Origin of the sequence: Bariatricus sp. HCP28S3_F11, from assembly GCF_052065395.1 — a bacterium.
GTDB lineage: Bacteria > Bacillota > Clostridia > Lachnospirales > Lachnospiraceae > Allocoprococcus.
The window spans coordinates 99,691-118,834 of sequence record NZ_JBQHUC010000005.1 but is presented as its reverse complement, the minus strand read 5'-3'; the positions used below and the strand labels follow the sequence as shown (position 1 = coordinate 118,834).

Here is a 19,144-nt window from a genome sequence, read left to right as displayed (position 1 = left end):
AATGGTAACTTAGATGATACACAGAAAGTGTTAAAAGGCATGATAAAAAGTACAGAACAAATGTTCATTTTGTTCTGTACTTTTTTGGCCTTTGATGCTATACTGTACTGTACATAGAATGGGTACTGGAAATGTGCAAGAAGTAGAGTTCCAGATGTTATAAAAAAATGAAAATTGATGAAAAAGTTTATTCCAACTATCGAGTTTTCCTCGAGGGTTCAAACATAGGAGGACTACATGGATCATTTTGAATTAGTATCAGAATATGCCCCGACCGGTGACCAGCCGCAGGCGATTGAACAGTTAGTAAAAGGCTTTAAGGAAGGTAACCAGTGCCAGACACTTCTTGGTGTCACCGGTTCCGGTAAGACCTTTACGATGGCGAATGTCATCCAACAATTAAATAAACCAACGCTGATTATAGCGCACAACAAGACTCTTGCAGCGCAGCTTTACGGTGAATTCAAGGAATTCTTCCCTAACAACGCAGTCGAGTATTTTGTGTCCTACTACGACTACTACCAGCCCGAAGCATATGTCCCGTCATCAGACACTTACATTGCCAAGGATTCCGCAATCAACGATGAGATTGATAAACTCCGTCATTCTGCGACAGCAGCGCTGTCCGAGCGCAATGACGTGATCATTGTGGCCAGCGTATCCTGCATTTACGGACTGGGTTCGCCGATCGATTATAAAGAAATGGTAATCTCTCTGCGCCCCGGAATGATAAAGGACAGAGATGAGATGCTGAAGAAGCTGATCGAGATTCAGTATGACAGAAATGATATGGATTTCAAACGGGGCACATTCCGGGTCCGGGGAGACGTTGTGGAAATATTTCCGGCGTATTCGGAGAAAATAGCATATAGAGTGGAATTCTTCGGAGATGAGATTGACCGGATCACGGAGATTGATACGCTTACGGGAGAAATCCTGAATGTGATCGGACATGTCGCAATTTTCCCGGCATCTCATTATGTAGTTTCCAAAGATAAAATGGAGGCGGCGATTGCGGAGATTGAAAAGGAACTGGAGGGACAGATCCGGTTTTTTAAGGGAGAAGACAAGCTTCTGGAGGCGCAGCGCATTTCCGAACGAACTAATTTTGATATTGAAATGATGCGTGAAACAGGATTCTGTTCGGGTATTGAGAACTATTCCCGACATTTGACAGGACTTGCACCGGGACAGCCGCCGCAGACTTTGATCGACTATTTCCCGGATGATTTTCTGATGATCATCGATGAGTCCCATAAGACGGTTCCGCAAATCGGAGCGATGTATCATGGGGATCAGTCGAGAAAAACAACGCTGGTGGATTATGGGTTCCGTCTCCCGTCGGCTAAGGACAACAGGCCGCTTAGTTTTGAGGAATTTGAAAGCAAGATCGACCAGGTCATGTTCGTCTCCGCGACTCCGGGTGAATATGAAGAGCAGCATGAACTGCTGCGGGCTGAGCAGGTGATCCGTCCGACCGGGCTTCTGGATCCGGAGGTGGAAGTGCGTCCGATTGAGGGACAGATTGATGATCTGGTAGCCGAGGTGAATAAAGAGACAGCAAGGAAGAATAAAGTCCTGATCACTACTCTGACGAAACGCATGGCAGAAGATCTGACAGACTATATGAGAGAACTGGGAATAAGGGTGAAATATCTGCATTCCGATATTGATACACTGGAACGGACGGAGATCATTCGTGATATGCGTCTGGACGTGTTTGATGTACTTGTGGGTATCAATCTTCTGAGAGAGGGACTGGATATTCCGGAGATTACGCTTGTCGCTATTCTGGATGCTGACAAAGAAGGCTTCCTGCGTTCGGAGACTTCCTTGATACAGACGATAGGACGTGCGGCGCGAAATGCGGACGGTCATGTCATTATGTATGCGGATCATATCACGGACTCTATGCGCGTAGCGATTGATGAGACGAAACGTCGGCGTGCAATTCAGATGGCTTATAACGAAGAACACGGAATTACTCCACAGACGATCCGAAAATCCGTGCGTGACCTGATCAGTATTTCCAAGAAAGTGGCGGCCGAAGAGATGCGTCTTGAAAAAGATCCGGAATCCATGAGTAAAGGAGAGCTTGAAAAGCTGATCGGCAGTCTGACAAAGCAGATGAAGAAGGCTGCGGCGGAACTGAATTTCGAAGCCGCGGCGGAATTGCGTGATAAGCTGGTTGAGTTGAAGAGAAATTTAAATGAACTTGAATAGATTGAGATAAGACAGAGGTAGACTAAGATGGCAGAAGAAAAGAAGCAATTTATTAAGATCAGAGGAGCAAATGAGCATAATTTAAAGAATATTGATGTGGATATCCCGAGAAATGAACTGGTGGTTCTGACTGGCCTTAGTGGATCGGGGAAATCATCTCTGGCTTTTGATACCATTTATGCGGAAGGGCAAAGAAGATATATGGAATCCTTGTCTTCTTATGCAAGACAGTTTTTGGGACAGATGGAGAAACCAGATGTGGAAAGCATTGAAGGATTATCTCCGGCAATCTCCATTGATCAGAAATCGACAAACCGGAATCCCCGTTCTACCGTGGGAACTGTGACAGAAATTTATGATTATTTCCGTCTGCTGTATGCGAGAATCGGAATTCCGCATTGCCCGAAATGCGGGAGAGAGATTAAGAAGCAGACGGTGGATCAGATGACGGATCAGATCATGGCACTGCCGGAGGGAAGTAAGATTCAGCTCATGGCGCCGGTGGTGCGCGGAAGAAAGGGAACGCACGCGAAGCTTCTTGAACGTGCAAAAAAGAGTGGATATGTGCGCGTGCGGATTGATGGGAACATGTATGAACTTTCCGAAGAGATTGCTTTGGATAAGAACATTAAGCATAATATTGAAATTATTGTAGACCGTCTCGTTGTGAGGCCGGGGATCGAAAAGAGACTGGCGGATTCCGTGGAAAGTGTTCTGAATTTGGCGGAGGGCCTCCTTCTGGTTGATGTGATTGGGGGAGAACCCATGAATTTCAGCCAGAGTTTTTCCTGCCCGGACTGCGGAATCAGTATTGATGAGATCGAACCGAGAAGCTTTTCGTTCAACAATCCGTTTGGCGCATGCCCGGAGTGTTTCGGACTCGGCTACAAGATGGAATTTGATGAAGATCTGATCATACCGGATAAATCCCTCAGTATCAGTCAGGGAGCGATCGCCGTGACGGGATGGCAGTCTTGTACGGATAAATCAAGCTTTACTTATGCGATTCTGGATGCACTTCAGAAAGAATATCATTTCAGTCTGGAGACGCCATTCGAAGAGTATCCTAAGGAGATCCATGATTTGCTGATTTACGGAACAAAAGGCAAAGAGGTAAAGGTTCATTATAAAGGTCAGCGCGGAGAGGGGATTTATGATGTGGCTTTTGAAGGGATTATTAAGAATGTAGAACGCCGTTATCGGGAAACAGGTTCGGAGACGATGAAGGCAGAGTATGAGAGCTTTATGCAGATCACACCTTGTCGGGAGTGTAAAGGACAGCGGTTGAAGAAATCGGCACTTGCTGTGACGGTTGGTGGTAGAAATATTCATGAAGTGACAGCTATGTCTATTGAGAACCTTCAGCAATTTTTAGAAGCGCTTGAACTGACAAAAACCCAGCAGATGATCGGAGGACAGATCCTGAAGGAGATCCGCGCAAGAATTCAGTTTCTGATGGATGTGGGATTGGAATATCTGACCTTATCGAGAGCAACGGCAAGCCTTTCAGGTGGAGAAGCACAGCGTATCCGACTTGCAACACAGATCGGGTCCGGGCTCGTTGGAGTGGCGTATATACTGGATGAACCGAGTATCGGACTTCATCAGAGGGATAATGACAAACTTCTTGCTACGTTGAAGCACCTCCGCGATCTGGGAAATACGTTGATTGTGGTGGAGCATGATGAAGATACTATGTTTGCGGCGGATCATATCATTGATATCGGGCCGGGAGCCGGTGAGCACGGCGGGAAGCTGGTGGCTCAGGGAACGGCGGAGGAGATCATGAAGGTGGAGGAATCGATTACAGGGGCTTATCTGAGCGGAAGAGTGAAGATACCTGTCCCGGAAAAACGTGCAGAACCAAACGGATGGATCAAAGTGGTCGGTGCCGCCGAGAATAATCTGAAAAATATTGACGTGGAATTCCCACTGGGAGTGATGACCTGTGTGACGGGGGTATCCGGATCAGGCAAAAGCTCTCTGGTAAATGAAATCCTTTATAAGAGTATGGCGCGGAAACTGAACCATGCAAGAGTGATACCCGGCAAACATACCAGGATTGAGGGATTGGAACAACTGGATAAAGTGATTGCGATTGACCAGTCCCCGATCGGCAGGACCCCCCGGTCGAATCCGGCTACTTATACGGGAGTCTTTGATCTGATTCGTGATCTTTTTGCGTCTACATCGGATGCGAAGGCAAAAGGCTATAAAAAGGGGAGATTTAGTTTCAATGTAAAAGGCGGACGATGTGAGGCTTGCAGCGGTGACGGGATTATCAAAATTGAAATGCATTTTCTTCCGGATGTCTATGTCCCTTGCGAAGCCTGCGGCGGGAAGCGGTATAACCGGGAGACTCTTGAGGTGAAATATAAAGGGAAGAGTATTTACGATGTGCTGGATATGACAGTGGAAGAGGCTCTGCATTTCTTTGAAAATGTGCCGAGCATCCGTAGAAAAATGGAGACATTGTACGATGTGGGATTGTCTTACATCCGACTGGGACAGCCATCCACGACGCTTTCGGGAGGAGAAGCACAGCGAATCAAGCTGGCAACGGAACTTAGCCGGCGTAGTACCGGGAAGACGGTATATATTCTGGATGAACCGACCACAGGACTTCATTTTGCAGATGTACACAAGTTGACAGAAATTCTGAAAAGACTGACAGAAGATGGAAATACGGTGATTGTAATCGAGCATAATCTGGATGTGATCAAGACGGCGGACTACATCATTGATATCGGTCCGGAAGGCGGTGATAAGGGAGGAACGATCGTAGCTCACGGCACGCCGGAAGAAATTGCTGCAAATCCGAATTCATATACCGGCAAGTATATTGACATGATGCTGAAAAAATGATAAACCTTAAGAAAATCTAAAAAATGAAAAAACTCTTTCCATTTATTAGAATTTTTATTATAATAGAATATGTATGTGTCTCATACAAGTTTGTAATGATATAACGAAAGATAGTGGAAATAGATAGAAGAATGAAAGGGGAATCAGCATGTCAGTAGATTTGGGAATTGATTTGGGAACAGCGAGCATTCTCGTTTATGTAAAAGGAAAAGGGGTTGTTTTAAAGGAACCATCTGTGGTGGCTTTTGACAGAGATACAAATGTAATCAAAGCAATCGGAGAAGAAGCACGTCTGATGCTGGGGAGAACTCCGGGCAATATTGTAGCAGTAAGACCGCTTCGGCAGGGTGTTATTTCCGATTATATAGTAACCGAAAAGATGATTAAGTATTTTGTGCAAAAAGCACTTGGAAAGCGTACATTTAAGAAACCGAATATCAGTATTTGTGTTCCGAGCGGTGTTACCGAAGTTGAGAAGAAAGCGGTTGAGGAAGCTGCATTTGCAGCCGGAGCCAGGGAAGTGCATCTGATCGAGGAACCTGTAGCTGCGGCGATTGGGGCCGGAATTGATATTGCTAAGCCGTGTGGCAATATGATCGTGGATATCGGTGGAGGTACATCTGATATTGCTGTTATTTCTCTTGGAGGAACGGTAGTAAATACATCACTCAAGATTGCCGGTGATGATTTTGATGAGGCAATTGTGCGTTTTATGCGTAAGAAGCATAATCTTTTGATTGGAGAGCGTACCGCAGAGGATATTAAGATTAAAATAGGGACAACCTATCCGTTGGTTGAGGAAGAGACGATGGAGGTGCGCGGAAGGAACCTTGTCACAGGACTTCCAAAGATCGTGACTGTTACATCTTCTGAAACAGAGGAAGCACTTCGTGAAACGACAAGTCAGATTGTTGAGGCGGTCATTGCAGTGCTGGAGCGCACACCACCGGAACTTTCAGCCGACATCCTGGATCGTGGAATCGTATTGACCGGAGGTGGGGCGATGCTTCGTGGACTGGAGGAATTGATCGAAGAGAAGACAGGAATCAACACCATGACAGCGGAAGATCCGATGAAGGTTGTTGCGATCGGTACAGGACAGTTTGTAGAATTTATGAATGGAAGAAAAGATTTATAAAGGATCGATAATTGTGCGTGTATAATAAAAGTCAGGCTGTTTCGTGATGAGACAGCCTTTTTACTCTATACGAAAGTTCGGGTATACTTATTATTTCTATAAGGAGAAGATATGGAAGTAATTCAAGGTTATGTGGAACATATCGTATTCCGGAATGAAGATAATGGGTATACGGTGTTTCACTTAAACAATGATGATGGAGATTTGACTTGTGTCGGAAATTTTAACTATATAGCTGAGGGAGAACTTGTAGAGGTCAAGGGTGAGTATACTGTACACAGTATGTACGGAACACAGCTCAAAGTAAGCGAGTATGAAATAAAAGCGCCGGAAGATCTTATTTCTATTGAACGTTATCTCGGTTCCGGTGCAATCAAAGGGGTAGGAGCATCTCTTGCGGGACGAATTGTGAAAAAGTTCAGGGAAGATACATTCCGAATCATGGAAGAAGAGCCGGAAAGACTGGCGGAAGTGCGAGGAATCAGTGAGCGAATGGCTCGTGACATTGCACTTCAGGTAGAAGAAAAAAAAGATATGCGGAAAGCAATGATTTATCTGCAGAAATACGGAGTCTCTACGACCCTTGCGGCGAAAATATATAAATATTATGGTCAGAATACATTTCGTGTATTGGAAGAGAATCCTTATCAAATGGCAGATCATATACAGGGGATCGGGTTTAAGACGGCGGATGAGATTGCGATGCACATTGGGATTCATACGGATTCTGATTACAGAATAAGAAGCGGAATTTTCTATACGCTGCAACAAAGTGTAGCGGATGGCCATGTCTATCTGATTCGTGAAGTGTTGATGCAAAGAGCCTCTGCGCTTCTGGAAGTAGAAATTCAGAATATGGAAAAGCATCTGATGGATCTGGCTATGGAGAGAAAGGTGATTCTGAAAGAAGGTGAGGACGGTCTCAGAGTATATCCGGCTCATTTTTATTATCTGGAGCTTAATGCGGCGAAAATGCTGCATGATCTGAATGTGGAATACGATGAAACTGACGTTGTAGTTACAAAGAGGCTGCATCAAATTGAAAAAGAAACCGGAATGGAGCTGGATGAAAAGCAGCAGATGGCAGTAATTGCGGCAGTGCGGCATGGTATCACGATTCTGACGGGAGGCCCCGGAACAGGAAAAACGACTACGATTAAAGCGATGATACATTATTTCCGGAATGAAGAACTGGAATTGCGCCTGGCAGCACCGACGGGCAGGGCTGCGAAGCGGATGACTGAGGCAACCGGATATGAGGCACAGACGATTCACCGTTTGCTGGAAGTAACCGGAAATCCGGAAGAAGAGAATGTCAGAAACGGATTTGCACGAAATGAAGAGAACCCACTGGAAGCAGATGTGATCATCATTGATGAGATGTCTATGGTAGATCTCTCGCTGATGCATGCGCTGCTTGCTGCTGTTACGCCTGGAACGAGACTTGTCCTGGTAGGAGACTGCAATCAGCTTCCGTCGGTGGGGCCCGGAAGTGTTTTAAAAGATCTGATTGCGTCAGAACAATTTCAGGTCGTGATGCTTACCAAGATTTTTCGTCAGGCTCAAGAAAGTGATATTGTTGTAAATGCACATAAGATCAACCGTGGAGAAATGGTTAAGCTGGATAATAAGAGCCGGGATTTCTTTTTCCTGAAGAGAAATGATGCAAATGTGATCATCAGTGTGCTTTTGACTCTGATCCAGAAGAAACTTCCGAAATATGTGGATGCGAAACCATATGATATTCAAGTACTGACTCCGATGCGTAAAGGTCTGCTCGGGGTGGAACGGCTGAATAATATTCTCCAGCAATATTTGAATCCGCCGGCAAAAAATAAAGAAGAGAAAGAGTACGGTGATAAAAAATTCCGTGTCGGCGATAAAGTGATGCAGATTAAGAATAATTATCAGTTGGAATGGGAAATTACGACAAAATATGGACTTGTTGTTGATAAAGGAACCGGTATTTTTAACGGAGATATGGGTGTGATAACAGAGATCAATAACTATACAGAAACTCTGGAAGTGGAGTATGATGAAAAAAGAAAGGTAAAGTATCCGTTTGAGCTCCTTGAGGAATTGGAACTGGCATATGCGATAACGATCCATAAATCACAGGGAAGTGAATATCCGGCTGTCTTGATTCCTTTATTGACAGGACCGCGTCAGCTGTTTCACAGAAATCTTTTATATACTGCGATTACACGAGCAAAAAAATGTGTAACAATCGTGGGCAGTGATGTAACGTTTCAGGAAATGATACAGAATACAGATGAACAGAACAGAAATACCAGCCTTGATGAACGCATCAGGGAAATATATGGTTTGAGTGAAGAGAGCTAAAAGAAACCGAATCCGTTCATAATATTGAGAGAAAAGGCAAAAATCCTATGGAATAGAAAATGGATAGAGGAGAGGTGCCTCGATATTTTGTATCCACAGAAATGTCCGTTTTGCGGAAAAATAGAAAAACAGCGGATCTGCAAGGAGTGCCGTAAAAAAATCCTGCCGGTGGAGGAACCACGATGTAAAAAATGTGGAAAGCCTATCCGGGAGGCGGAAAAGGAATATTGTTATGATTGCACTATGATCAGGCATGTATTCGAGGAAGGAAGAAGTATCTGGATTCATAAAGAGCCTGTAAGCCGGGCAGTTTATGCGTTGAAATATCAAAACAGAAGAATTTATGCAAAAGCATTTGGAGAAGAAATGGCAGACCAGTATGGTTATTATCTGAGAGAAAAAAAGGTGGAACTGATTGTTCCGGTTCCGCTGCATCGAAAGAAGATGCGCATCAGAGGCTATAACCAGGCGGCGCTTCTCGCAGAAGTTCTTGGAGAAATCACTGGCATTTCGGTCGATGAAGATATTCTTGTCAGGGTGAAAAATACAAAACCTTTGAAGCAGTTAAATGATAAAGAACGAAGAAGGAGTATCAGAGGTGCATTTTCTGTGAGAAAAAGTGTCTGGGCGAAAACGATAGTTCTGATTGATGATATCTATACAACCGGAAGCACACTGGATGAGGCGGCGCGGGTACTGCTGAAAGCAGGGGCAGAAAAAGTCTATTTTTTGACTATTAGTATTGGACAAGGATACTGATATTTGTTATACTAAAAATAGCGCAAATACGAGGAGAAAACGTATCGAGGTGACTATATGTTAAATGAAGACAAAGTGAAGCTGATGACAAGAATGGCAATGTACGAAAGCAAGGAAGGTGCGGAAGATTTCAAGATCAGCTCATATTACAGAAAAGATTATTCGAGCTTTCATACCATTGTTACGATCATCTTGGTTACGATTGGATACATGATCGCAGTGGGAGTCGGCGCGGTTGCATTTATGGATGTAATTCTGGAGAACCTTAATTTTGCTTTTATTATAATGATAGGGCTCTGTATATTGACCGGATATATTGTTCTGGTTGTGCTTTATGGCATTGTGGCATCACAGTTTTATCAGAAGAAGCATAATGATGCCCGTCAGAGAGTGAAAAAATTTAACCATGATCTGACCAGACTGAACAGAATGTATGAAAGGGAGAAGAAGTAATGAGCGAGTTGTTGGTTTTAAGAGAAAGAATACAGAAAATATATACCAGTTATTCCATTTATGTGGATAAGGCAGCTCAGTTCATTCTGAGCTTCGTTTCCTTTTATCTGATTAATCAGAATATTGGTGTGATGAAGACACTTACAACTCCGGTTGTTACGGTTGCCTTGGCGGTGATCTGTACGTTTCTTCCGCCTGTTACAGTAGCATTGGTGGCAGCTGCGCTGATTCTTGCGCATTTGTTTAAACTATCTCTGGGTGTTATGGCAGTGAGCGCCATGATTTTTGTAATGATGTTTATTTTTTACTGTCGGTTCACTCCGAAAAAGGCATTGGTGCTTTTGATTACTCCGATTGCGTTTATGCTGCATATTCCGTATGTGGTTCCAGTGGTATGTGGACTTGCGATGACGCCGGTTACGGCAGTTCCGATTGCTTTTGGAACAATTATCTATTATATGATTCTCTGTGTGAAGAATTCTGCGGCAGCGATTTCCGCAACGGAAGGGATCACCGGTCAAATCTCATTTTTTGTCAGGACAGTATTTCAGAATAAAGAACTTTGGATTACAGTGATTGCCTTTACAATCTGTATTTTTACTGTATATGTTGTTCGCAGACTTTCCATTGATCATGCCTGGAAAGCGGCTGTTGCGGCTGGCGCGGTCGCCAGTATTCTGGTTATTGTTATTGGAGATATTGCGTTTGACATACATACTTCTTATGGTGTTCTGATCGGTGGCAATATTTTGGCGATTCTTATCGGTCTTGTGTTGGAATTTTTTCTGTTTTCTGTGGATTATTCAAGGACTGAGCATATACAGTATGAAGATGATGAATATTATTATTATGTAAAAGCAGTTCCGAAGATGTCGGTTGCAGCTCCGGAAAAAATGGTAAAACGTATTAATGAACGCCGCAATCCGGATGAAAAGGAATCTGAAGAAATCAGACGCAGGGCACCAAAACGCACAGATGAAAGAAAAAATATGAAAAAGCGTCAGACGGAAAAAGAGACAAAGAAAAATTCCGGAACTCCTAGAAATACCCGTGTTCCGGCGAATACAGATGAACTGTTGCTGGCAAAAAGTCTGCAGGATGAATTGGATATTCAGGATATTGTGAAGAGAGAATTAGAAGAGCATTAATTTGGATAATAAGTTGGCATACTATATGGGAAAGGAGGTACAGGAGTGAGAGAGGCTGTTGCACGTTTCTTTGGAAGTAATCTTCCGGAAGGTTTCTATTTTCCGGAGATACGGTTTGTAGATATTATTGAAATTATTATTATAGCGTTTTTGATTTATCAGATTATTCTCTGGATTAAAAATACGAAAGCGTGGATGCTGCTGAAAGGTATCATGGTACTTGTCGGTTTCATTCTTGTGGCTGCAATTTTCCGGATGTATGTGATTTTATGGATTGCAGACACACTTCTTCCGGTGATGGCAACGGCGGTCGTTATTATTTTCCAGCCGGAACTCAGACGTGCCCTGGAACGGCTGGGTGAGAAGCAGTTTCTGGCGTCTATGGTTCCGTTCGATAAGAAGGGACGTGAAAGCGTACGTTTTAGTGAACGGACGATCGATGAGATCGTAAAGGCATCTTTTGATATGGGTGCAGTGAAGACGGGGGCATTGATCGTTGTGGAACAGGCTACAAAACTGACAGAATACGAGAGGACAGGGATTGAATTGGACTGTTTGATATCTCGTCAGGTTCTGATCAATATTTTTGAACACAATACGCCGCTTCATGATGGAGCAGTGATTGTGCGTGGAGACAGAATTGTATCAGCAACCTGCTATCTTCCGCTTTCGGACAATATGGGGATTAGCAAAGATCTCGGTACTCGTCACAGAGCGGCAATCGGTATGAGTGAAGTAAGCGATGCGCTTGTAATTTCTGTTTCGGAAGAGACGGGTTATGTTTCGGTTGCTTTGGGGGGACAATTGGTTCGCAATGTAACACCGGAATATTTGAAAGAAAGACTGGAAGTCATTCGAAGCAAACATACGGAGACGGGGAAAGTAAAGAAAATATGGAAAGGATGGAGAAAGCATGAAAAAGACGCTGACTAAAAATCTGGGACTTAAAGTGCTGGCGGTTGCCTTCTCCATTCTGCTCTGGGTTATCGTTATGAATAATGAGAGACCTATTACATCAAAGACGTATGTAGGAGTTCCGGTAACGTTGCTTCATACGGAACTTATTACTAATCAGGGGAATACTTATCAGGTAGCAGAGGAGTATAAGAAGGTAAATGTTACTGTTCGCGCAAGAAAGGATGTTCTGAAAGAAATCAAAGCAAGTGATATTAAAGTTACAGCAGATGTTAAAAAGCTGAATACAGAGACACGAGCATTGATACCGTATGAGGTTATGATCCCTGCCTATCAGGGACAGTTTGTGGAAGCTTCGACAAGTGAGCCGAATCTGGTGATTTCAATCGAACTTGCAACTTCCAAAACATTCCCGATTATACCGAAATCATCCGGAGATCCGAGAGACGGATACCAAATCGGCAGTCTTGAGGCAGATCCGCAGCAAGTGAAGATCAGTGGACCGGAATCAGTTGTGAATTCGATTGCTAAAGTCATTGCTCAGGTGAATACATCGGGTATTTCGAGAGATGAGGTAAAGGAAGCGGATCTGGTTCTCTATAATGCGGCAGGTATTGTAATAGATTCAACTTTGGTAGAGACAAACCTTGGAGAGGAAGGACTGAGTGTAAAAGTAAAGGTGCTTCATACAAAGACGGTTCCGGTTAAATTCGATGAATCTGGCATTGCTCCGGCAGTTGGATATGTATTAGAAGGTGTTTCTGTCCAGCCGGAGAATGTTGATATTGTTGGAACAGAGCAGCAACTGAAAACCTTGACGGAGATTGAAATTCCGGCAGAGGTGCTGGCGGTGGATGGCCTGACTAAGTCTGTAGAGAAGACGGTTGATATTACGGATTATCTTCCTGAATGGGCGAAAGCGAAGGATGAGAGTGCGGGAATATCTGTTCTTGTGAAAATATCTGTTACACAAATAGGCACGCGAACGTTGGAATATCCGGTTGGATCAATTTCACTTCTGAATGCGCCGAAAAATTATTCGGTGAAATATGAATCAGAAGGAAGCATCGAAATTGTGATCACGGCTGAAGATTCAGAGAGCCTTGATGACTTTACTTTAGAACAGGGAAGTGTGTCTATCAATCTGGTAGATATAAAGGAAGCAGGAACATATACGGTACCGGTTCAGGTGACACTTCCGGAAGGAATAGAACTGGTTCAGGATGTTGTGGTTCAGATTACATTAGAAAAGAATGACGGAGGAAATGATGGTTAGCAAAAAAGTGGTTATTACAAATCCCACAGGTTTGCATTTGCGGCCGGCAGGACTGTTTTGTCAGACCGCCCTGGAATTTGCGTGTAAGATTACGTTTCGCCATAATAATTCAGAAGGTAATGCGAAAAGTGTACTGAGTGTTCTCGGAGCATGCATTAAAAAAGGCGATGAGATTGAAATCTTATGTGACGGAGAAGACGAGAAAGATGCGCTTAAGACGATGATAGAGATTGTGGAAAGTGGGTTGGGAGAATAATGGAGCTTGCAGTATGCAAAGTACTTCATAATCTCGGTATGCTTCCGAAATATACCGGATACAAATACCTGGTAGAGGCTGTTCTCATGGGGGTAGAAAAAGAGGGGAATCTGGAACATATTACAAAAGATGTTTATCCGGTGATAGCCGGGCAGCATCAGGTGTCTGTGTGGATGGTAGAGTCTGATATTCGAAGCATGATAGAACGGTGCTGGAAGAATGTAAATCCGGAGTGGCTTTCTACGTATTTCCCCCAAATGAAGGAGAAAAATCGTCCTACAAATACACAACTGATTGAAGGAATAGTCCTATATCTGAGAGAGAATAAGGAAAACGTTTCAGAAGAATAAATGAGAATCCCGGAAGAAAGTACAATGAAAGCTTTCTCCCGGGATTCTTTTAGTGATGATGCTACAAGAACAGATTTATGAAAGATTTTTTTGCAATATTCAGCAAGTGCGTCGATTCGTTCACCTGTACTAGGTCTGATTGACAGAGGATAAGAAAAAATTAATAGTAAACAGTAGATATTTGTCTTGTAATGTAAAATAATAAAGATTATAATAAAAATATATGTGCATTTTTAAGCATATAAAAACAATGTGAAATTTGGTATAATAGACTTAAATAAGAATCAGTTCTGATTACGAAAGAGAGGTCAAAATCATGTATGATTATTTAGTTGTTGGTGCAGGTTTATTTGGCGCAGTATTTGCACATGAGGCAAAGAAGGCAGGTAAAAAGGTCCTTGTTATTGATAAGAGGGAACATGTGGCAGGGAATATTTATACAAAAGAAGTAGATGGAATTCAGGTGCATGAATACGGTGCTCATATTTTCCATACCAGTAATAAAGAAGTATGGGATTACATCCAGCAGTTTGCGGAATTCAATCGCTACACAAATTCTCCGATTGCAAAGTACAAAGATGAATTGTACAACATGCCGTTTAATATGAATACCTTCAGTAAGATGTGGGGCGTTACTACACCACAAGAAGCTAAGCAGAAAATAGAAGAACAGATCAAAGAAGCAGGAATAACGGAACCACACAATCTGGAAGAACAGGCAATCTCACTTGTAGGACGAGATATTTATGAGAAGCTGGTAAAAGGTTACACAGAAAAACAGTGGGGGAGACGCGCAACAGAGCTTCCTGCATTTATTATCAAACGTCTTCCGGTAAGATTTGTATATGACAATAATTATTTCAATGATAAATATCAGGGAATTCCGATTGGCGGATATACACAGATTGTCGAAAAGATGCTTGACGGTATTGAAGTAAGGCTGGAAACAGATTTTTTTGCAAATAAAGAAGAACTGCAGAAGCAGGCTGATAAGATTGTTTTTACCGGAATGATTGATGAATACTTTGACTATTGCTATGGTGAGCTCGAATATCGCAGCCTTCGCTTTGAAACAGAAGAACTGGATGTAGAGAATTATCAGGGAAATGCTGTCGTTAATTATACAGAATATGAAATTCCATTTACAAGAATTATCGAACACAAGCATTTTGAATTTGGATGCCAGAATGGAACACATAATCCGAAAACGATCATCACACGTGAGTATCCGGCTACATGGGAAAAGGGTGATGAGCCTTATTATCCGATGAATGACGAAAAGAATAATATGCTTTATTCTAAATATAAAGAACTTGCTTCCAAAGAAAAGAATGTTATTTTCGGAGGAAGATTAGGTATGTATAAGTATTTTGATATGCATAATGTGGTTGCTGAAGCACTTCAGTGCGTGAGAAACGAGCTTTAGTGTTCTCCTGACATAAGACACAATATGTTGTAAAGAGTAGTAGATTATGGTATAATTTGCTTAATTGGAAGGTGCTGTAAATGGTTAAAAAACAGCGGAAACAGTTGTTGTTTTGAAAAAAGGAGATACTGTGCAGGAGGAAATAGGATGAATAAAGCGACATTGGTTATTATGGCAGCTGGGATTGGCAGCAGATTTGGTGGTGGAATCAAGCAGTTAGAGCCGGTTGGACCAAATGGCGAGATTATAATGGATTATTCGATAGCCGATGCAATGGACGCAGGATTTGATAAAGTCGTATTTGTAATAAGGAAGGATCTGGAAAAGGATTTTAAAGAGGTAATAGGAAATCGGATCGAAGAAAAGGTTCAGGTGGAATATGCGTTTCAGGAATTGGACGATATTCCGGAACAATACCGGGAGGTTTTTAGAGAAAGAAAAAAACCTTGGGGAACCGGACAGGCAATTTTGTGTTGTAGGGATGTGGTTCATGAACCGTTTCTGGTTATTAATGCGGATGATTATTATGGAAAAGAAGCATACCGTGAAGCTTATAAGGAACTTACAAGCGATAAAGAAGACAGTGATGTCATGAACATCAGCATGGTGGGCTTTATTCTTAAGAATACGCTCAGCGAAAACGGGGGAGTTACTCGAGGTGTTTGCAAAGTGGATGAAAAGCGGATGCTTAGAGAAATTGTTGAGACACATAATATCATAAAGACAGATAAAGGTGCAGCAGTGAAGTTGGACGAAAAAGAAGAAGAAATCGATATTGAATCTCCGGTTTCTATGAATATGTGGGGACTACAGCCGGGATTTTTTGAAATCCTCGAAAAAGGATTTAGTGAGTTCCTTAGTCAGCTTAATGAGGAAGATCTAAAATCGGAATATTTGCTCCCGACGATTATCGGAGCACTTTTAAAACAGGGAAAGGTACAGGTTAAAGTTTTAGAATCGAAGGATAAATGGTTCGGAGTGACTTATAAAGAAGACAAAGAAGGAGTAGTTGCAGCGATTCGAGATCTGATTGATAAAGGAGAATATTAAATGAAAAAGAAAATGAGAGTAATCTGTGCGTTGTTATTATGTTGCAGCCTTGGTTTATCGAGCGGTTTATCGGTTACTGCATCCGATCAGCCGGCGCTTATGTCTGAGGATGCGGAATCGGATGAAGTTTTAAATGCTGTGGAAAATACGGATGAGACGGAGATCGAAGAGGCAGAAAAGGAAGAAGAGGAAGAAAATCAAGGAGAAGAGCCGGGGGAAACCGAAGAGCCGGAGACACCGGAAACAGAACCTGGTGAGTCGGAAAATCCGGGAACAGAAACCGAAGAACCGGAGAATCCGGAAGAACCTGGAAAAGACGAAGAAGCGACAGGAAAACCAGTACTTACATATCAGGCTCATATACAGCGGATTGGATGGCAGGAATGGAAGAATGCAGGAGAAGAAGCCGGCACGGTCGGAGAATCTTTGCGCATGGAAGCAATCAGGATCCAGATGGAAGATCCTATGTATGAGGGGAATGTAGAATATCGTGTACATGTTCAGAGCAAAGGCTGGATGGATTGGGTAAAGAATGGCGAGATCGCCGGAACAGTCGGAGAATCTTTGCGTATCGAAGCGGTGCAGATTCGTCTGACTGGGGAATTGGCTGAGCATTATGGTTTGTTGTATCAGACACATGTTGCTACATTTGGCTGGCTTGGTGAAGTGAAGGGGGATGAATTTTCTGGAACACAAGGTCTTGCAAAAAGAATGGAATGCTTTAAAGTGCAGATTCTTCCGAGTGAAGAGATGCCGGAGAAGTCGGAATGCGGATTCATCCGAAGCTATTATGACAGTGAGCTTACATACAAAGGACATGTGCAGAGTATAGGTGATACGGAGGAAGTGACAGGAGGGAAAACGCTCGGAACGACGGGTGAGTCTCTTAGAGTAGAAGGTTTTGAGGTCTCTTTGGACGACAGCAGCAAAGATGTACTGGAGGGTTCGGTTGAGTATTGTGCTCATGTGCAGGGGATTGGCTGGCAGGATTGGAGACAGGAAGGTGAGTACGCAGGTACGAAGGGAGAAAGCAAACGTATCGAGGCCATTAAGATTAAATTGACCGGTGAAGCAGCGGATTACTTTGATATTTACTACAGATGTCATGTACAGAATCTTGGATGGATGGGATGGGCATCCAATGGTGCGGCGGCCGGGACGACGAAGCTGAGCTGGCGTATGGAAGCGTTCCAAATCAAAATTGTTCCAAAAGGATTTGCAGCACCGGGAAGTACAGAAGAGAGTTTCAAAGAAGGAAAGAACGGATGGTTTTATGAAGGTGGTTATAAGCTTTACTATGTGAACGGCAAGCTGAAGACGGATGTCAGAAGTATTGTCGGTAAACAGCCCAGCTATGAGATCCGTATTAATAGACAGAAAAGCTGTGTGACGGTATATGCGAAAGATGGAACACGCGGATACATTATTCCGGTCATAGCATTTGCTTGTTCGCCTGGAGAAGCGACTCCGACAGGAACGTTCTATACATCTGATAAATACAGATGGCATGAACTTTATGGGGCTATGGGACAGTGGTGTACCAGAATAACCGGACATGTGCTTTTCCATTCACCTCCGTATACAAAGTTTGATAATCATACCTTGTGGGCAAAAGAATACAACAAAATCGGAACATGGGCATCGCAGGGATGCGTAAGACTCCGCAGTGGAGATGCAAAATGGATTTATGATAATTGCAAATCAAGTACGAAAGTCATTATTTACAATAACAGCAATCCGGGACCTCTCGGAAAACCGGTTTATGCGAAAATTCCATTATCGCAGAACTGGGATCCGACAGACCCGACAGTATAAAGCAAACTATGGGAGGACATCATGAGAACTTATTTGGTTACAGGAGGAGCCGGATTTATCGGTTCAAACTATATTCATTACATGTTTAAAAAATATGATAATGAAATCCGGATCATTAACGTAGATAAGCTGACCTACGCTGGCAATCTGGAAAATCTGAAAGATGTGGAGAACAGAGATAATTATACTTTTATCAGGGCAGATATCTGTGATGCGGACGCGATCAATAAGATATTCGAAGAAAATGATATCGACCGCGTCGTACATTTCGCGGCGGAAAGTCATGTGGACAGAAGTATTAAAAATCCGGATGTCTTTGTAAAGACAAACGTTCTTGGAACGCTCGTCATGCTAAATGCAGCAAAGGCGGCATGGGAGATCGGAGATAATGTTTATAAAGAAGATAAGAAGTTTCTCCATGTTTCCACGGATGAAGTATATGGATCGCTGGACGATGACGGCGGATATTTCTATGAGACTACACCGTATGACCCACACAGTCCGTATTCTGCAAGTAAAGCATCTTCCGATATGCTCGTGAAATCCTACATGGATACCTACAGATTTCCGGCGAATATCACCAACTGCAGTAATAATTACGGACCGTATCAATTTCCGGAGAAGCTGATCCCGCTCATTATCAACAATGCGCTTCAGGGGAAAAAGCTTCCGGTATACGGGGACGGGAAGAATGTCCGGGACTGGCTCTATGTGGAGGATCATGCGAAGGGAATCGATATGGTTCAGGAAAAGGGGCGTCTGTTTGAGACTTACAATATAGGTGGACATAACGAAAAACAGAATATAGAGATTATTCATATTATACTTGATACGCTTCAGGAAATGCTGCCTGACGGCGATCCGAGAAAAGCGCTTGTCAGTGAGAATCTGATCACTTATGTTACGGATCGCAAGGGGCATGACAGAAGATATGCGATCGCTCCGGATAAGATCAAAGAAGAGGTTGGCTGGGTACCGGATACCATGTTTGAGGAAGGGATCCGGCGTACCATTCGGTGGTTCTTCGAAAATGAAGAATGGATGAAGAATGTGACCAGCGGCGATTATCAGAAATATTATGAAGAAATGTACAAATAGGCGGACGGGCAGTATCTATTATGGATACT

15 protein-coding genes are annotated in these 19,144 nt (G+C 43.1%); all 15 read left to right on the top strand.

The annotated features are described in order from the left end of the window. Positions 1-237 precede the first annotated feature (237 nt). The 15 genes from uvrB to rfbB all read left to right on the top strand — a co-directional run bounded on the left by uvrB (position 238) and on the right by rfbB (position 19,115). Entirely contained in the window at positions 238-2,223 is a 1,986-nt protein-coding gene (gene uvrB / locus ACTNBR_RS04125; RefSeq protein WP_427805595.1) for an excinuclease ABC subunit UvrB, read from the top strand. A 27-nt stretch (positions 2,224-2,250) separates the two neighbouring features. Continuing rightward, a complete protein-coding gene (gene uvrA, locus ACTNBR_RS04120) occupies positions 2,251-5,088 on the top strand; it encodes an excinuclease ABC subunit UvrA (protein WP_441016160.1) in 2,838 nt (945 codons plus the stop codon). A gap of 148 nt (positions 5,089-5,236) precedes the next feature. Further along, the gene (locus ACTNBR_RS04115; RefSeq protein ID WP_427805597.1) at positions 5,237-6,226 is read left to right on the top strand and encodes a rod shape-determining protein; all 990 of its coding nucleotides are present in this window, start codon (positions 5,237-5,239) and stop codon (positions 6,224-6,226) included. 111 nt (positions 6,227-6,337) lie between these two features. Then, a complete protein-coding gene (recD2, locus tag ACTNBR_RS04110; protein ID WP_441016157.1) occupies positions 6,338-8,569 on the top strand; it encodes an SF1B family DNA helicase RecD2 in 2,232 nt (743 codons plus the stop codon). An 87-nt stretch (positions 8,570-8,656) separates the two neighbouring features. Continuing rightward, a complete protein-coding gene (locus tag ACTNBR_RS04105) occupies positions 8,657-9,328 on the top strand; it encodes a double zinc ribbon domain-containing protein (protein WP_441016155.1) in 672 nt (223 codons plus the stop codon). Positions 9,329-9,385: 57 nt separating this feature from the next. After that, complete coding sequence (locus ACTNBR_RS04100) at positions 9,386-9,781, top strand: hypothetical protein (protein WP_427819749.1); 396 nt, start codon at positions 9,386-9,388, stop codon at positions 9,779-9,781. Continuing rightward, entirely contained in the window at positions 9,781-10,929 is a 1,149-nt protein-coding gene (locus tag ACTNBR_RS04095) for a hypothetical protein (RefSeq protein ID WP_441016153.1), read from the top strand. Before ACTNBR_RS04100 ends, ACTNBR_RS04095 begins: the two co-directional genes overlap by 1 nt. Positions 10,930-10,974: 45 nt before the next feature. Further along, on the top strand, positions 10,975-11,862 hold the full coding sequence (gene cdaA, locus ACTNBR_RS04090) for a diadenylate cyclase CdaA (protein ID WP_427805602.1): 888 nt from the start codon (positions 10,975-10,977) through the stop codon (positions 11,860-11,862). Continuing rightward, positions 11,843-13,120 carry a CdaR family protein gene (locus ACTNBR_RS04085; RefSeq protein ID WP_427819746.1) on the top strand — a complete coding sequence of 426 codons (1,278 nt, stop codon included), beginning with the start codon at positions 11,843-11,845 and terminating at the stop codon, positions 13,118-13,120. The genes cdaA and ACTNBR_RS04085 overlap by 20 nt, the downstream gene beginning before the upstream one ends. Then, the gene (locus tag ACTNBR_RS04080; protein WP_427805678.1) at positions 13,113-13,376 is read left to right on the top strand and encodes an HPr family phosphocarrier protein; all 264 of its coding nucleotides are present in this window, start codon (positions 13,113-13,115) and stop codon (positions 13,374-13,376) included. The genes ACTNBR_RS04085 and ACTNBR_RS04080 overlap by 8 nt, the downstream gene beginning before the upstream one ends. Beyond that, on the top strand, positions 13,376-13,726 hold the full coding sequence (locus ACTNBR_RS04075) for a sporulation initiation factor Spo0A C-terminal domain-containing protein (protein WP_427805604.1): 351 nt from the start codon (positions 13,376-13,378) through the stop codon (positions 13,724-13,726). Before ACTNBR_RS04080 ends, ACTNBR_RS04075 begins: the two co-directional genes overlap by 1 nt. A 313-nt stretch (positions 13,727-14,039) precedes the next feature. After that, complete coding sequence (glf, locus tag ACTNBR_RS04070) at positions 14,040-15,152, top strand: UDP-galactopyranose mutase (RefSeq protein WP_427805679.1); 1,113 nt, start codon at positions 14,040-14,042, stop codon at positions 15,150-15,152. 147 nt (positions 15,153-15,299) lie between these two features. After that, positions 15,300-16,202 carry a nucleotidyltransferase family protein gene (locus ACTNBR_RS04065; RefSeq protein WP_427805605.1) on the top strand — a complete coding sequence of 301 codons (903 nt, stop codon included), beginning with the start codon at positions 15,300-15,302 and terminating at the stop codon, positions 16,200-16,202. Then, a complete protein-coding gene (locus ACTNBR_RS04060; RefSeq protein WP_441016151.1) occupies positions 16,203-18,017 on the top strand; it encodes a L,D-transpeptidase family protein in 1,815 nt (604 codons plus the stop codon). Between the two features lie 21 nt (positions 18,018-18,038). Continuing rightward, positions 18,039-19,115 carry a dTDP-glucose 4,6-dehydratase gene (gene rfbB / locus ACTNBR_RS04055; RefSeq protein WP_441016148.1) on the top strand — a complete coding sequence of 359 codons (1,077 nt, stop codon included), beginning with the start codon at positions 18,039-18,041 and terminating at the stop codon, positions 19,113-19,115. The last annotated feature ends 29 nt before the right edge of the window (positions 19,116-19,144 follow it).